This window comes from Bacillus sp. AP50 (assembly GCF_040492675.1).
GTDB classification, from domain to species: domain Bacteria; phylum Bacillota; class Bacilli; order Bacillales; family Bacillaceae_G; genus Bacillus_A; species Bacillus_A cereus.
Genome location: NZ_JBEUTW010000371.1, coordinates 1 through 2,822, shown reverse-complemented (window position 1 = coordinate 2,822; position 2,822 = coordinate 1). Strand labels below are relative to the sequence as shown.

Here is a 2,822-nt window from a genome sequence, read left to right as displayed (position 1 = left end):
ATAATATACTTGATAATTAAAAGATATAAAATAGAATGGATGTACGTTAAGTGAAACTAGATAAAAGAGGGCTCCTAGTATGTTAAAGAAATGGTTAATCATTTTCTTTATTTTTGCTGTTTTTTGTGGAAGTGTTGTTACACTAATACATGCAAATAAAGGAAAAAAATATGATGCAAAGGCATTTTCTAATGTAAATAGTAAGCAAAAAGATGTTAAGCAGGAAATTGATGCGAATGAGAAAAAGCGTTATGAAATTGCAGCTGGAAAACTAGATCAGTACTTAAAAGATAAAGGATTTAATGGGAGTGTTCTTGTAGCAAGTAAAGGTCATGTCATTTTACGAAAAGGCTACGGTTATGCGAATGTGAAAGATCAAGTACTAACAACGCCAAGAACGAAATATCGCATTGGCTCTATTACGAAAACAGTTGTTGCAATATCTATTATGCAACTAAAAGAAAAAGGGAAGTTGAACATTGAAGACAATGTAAATAAATATATCCCATCGTTTCCAGCAGATAAAAACATTACGTTACGAAACTTGTTAACACATACGTCTGGATTACCAGAACAGGGACAAGGTAGTGTTGACGCAGCATCACGGTTAAAATTAGTAACGTGGATTGGGGCACAAACGTTACAATTTCCAGCAGGGACAGGATGGAAATATACAGATTATAATTATATGGTGCTTGCATATATTGTAGAAAAAATATCAAATAAACCACTTGCTGAATATGTGAAAGAAAATATTTTGAATCCTGTTGGAATGAATGAATCTGGAATGGGCGCAACACTCCCAGAAGATATTTTCTTAGCAGAAGGGTATACGAAAAAAGATAATAAGTTAATAGCCACGCCTCGCTTAAAAATGAACTGGCTGTATGGTTGTGGTGAAATGTATACGACTGTTGAAGATATGAAAAAGTTAGATGAAGCTATTATGGATGGTAAACTACTTTCTAAACAAAGTGTATCAGATATGTTTTCTGCATCACCTGCAAGAAAATATGGATTTAGTTTCTATATTTACCCAGATTATTATCATAACCACGGTGTATTAGCTGGCTGGAACACTTTTAATAATTTTAACTGGGATAAACGAACGTTTGTCATATTATTTTCTAACGTCCAAAATGGTATGAATGATGCATTTAATCAAGAATTTAGGAAAATGGCGAATGATTTAATAGAAGGAAAATAATTATAAAAAATCGGTATTGATATGGAATTATCAATACCGATTTTTTTATTTTGTAAAGTTTTACTTACTGAATAAAGTGAAACTTTAATCAGTGGAGAGGCTTTGTTCATCCACCACTGAGTAGAAGCCCTCATCAATCGGGCTTTTACGGGCAACAGGGCCCCACTTAAATTCTTTGCTTCCGCTGAATTTTGAGGTGGGGGTCTTACTGCCCATAAATAGCGGGATAAATAGGTAAGAAAGGTGATTGGCATTTGAATAAATCTAAATAGGTAGTTAAATGTTAAGGAATGCAAAGAACAATTGGTAATTTTTACATTGATAAAAAAGCTTGAGCTTCACACTATGTGAAGCTTTACATTATTGGAGACAAGAACAGGAGGTTGAAAAAATGAAAAAAGCAATAAAGTTTTGTTTAATAGCTACATTATCTACAACGATTATTAGTGGATGCTCTTTTGAGGGTAACAATGAAAATGTTAAAGGGAAAGAAGGGGAAAAAGTAGAGGTACAGAAAAATGCTGGGAAATATACGATGCCAGATGAAAAAGATAAACATGAAGGTACATGGCTACAATGGCCACATGAATACACATATGGTGAAGAGTATAAGAAGGAAGTTGAACCTATTTGGGTTAAGATGGCAAGTGCTTTAACTGAGGGTGAGAAAGTCCACATTGTTGCATATGACCAGGAAGAAAAAGAAAGAATCAATAACCTTTTAACAGATGAAGGGTTAAATATGGAGAAGATTGATTTCTTTATCGCGCCTACTGATGATGTATGGGCAAGGGACAGTGGACCAATTTTTGTTTATGACAGCAATAAAAATCTCAAAATATTAGATCCAGCATTTAATGGTTGGGGGAAGAAAACACCGTATAAAAATGATGCTCAAATACGTAAGAATGTTAGTAAACAATTAGGAATTGAAAGAATTGATTGGGGAAAATTTGTCCTTGAAGGCGGCGCAATTGAATTAGACAGCAATGGGACTGCGTTATTAACTCGAAGTGCGGTGACGAATAAAAATAGAAATCCTGATTTATCAGAAAAAGAAATTGAAAAATATATAAGTGATCTTGGGGTATCAAACTTTATTTGGTTAGACGGAGTACCTAATTTAGATATTACGGACTTTCATATTGATGGATTTGCTAAATTCCATAATAAATCTACCATTGTAACGATGAAAGAAGATGACCTAGCCGAATGGGGTTTATCTAATAAAGATATGGATACATTGTTAGATGCAAAAAATGCTTCAGGACAGAAATATAAGTATGAATACTTGCCGCTTAGTAAAGAAAAGGTTGCTTTAGAAAATGGAAAAACTCTCGATTATAAGGGGTCATATATCAATTATTATATCGGAAATACAGTTGTATTAGTGCCTAATTATAATGATCCGAATGATAAAATCGCAAACGATACGATTCAGAAGTTATACCCAGGTCATAAAGTAGTCGGTATTGATGTGAGAGAGTTGTATAAAAACGGCGGTATGATTCATTGTGTGACACAACAACAACCCATTGCATTGAAGTAATTGATTGTAATTTCGTTGTTCTGCTATATAGACAAAATAGGTGGAATCTTATTACCTATTTTGTCG

At 33.6% G+C, this 2,822-nt stretch carries 2 protein-coding genes; both read left to right on the top strand.

All coding sequences use genetic code 11. The annotated features are described in order from the left end of the window. Window positions 1-79 precede the first annotated feature (79 nt). Entirely contained in the window at window positions 80-1,207 is a 1,128-nt protein-coding gene (locus ABWK52_RS22660) for a serine hydrolase domain-containing protein (protein ID WP_098541144.1), read from the top strand. Between the two features lie 391 nt (window positions 1,208-1,598). Next, on the top strand, window positions 1,599-2,756 hold the full coding sequence (locus tag ABWK52_RS22655) for an agmatine deiminase family protein (protein WP_141537338.1): 1,158 nt from the start codon (window positions 1,599-1,601) through the stop codon (window positions 2,754-2,756). Window positions 2,757-2,822: the final 66 nt, after the last annotated feature.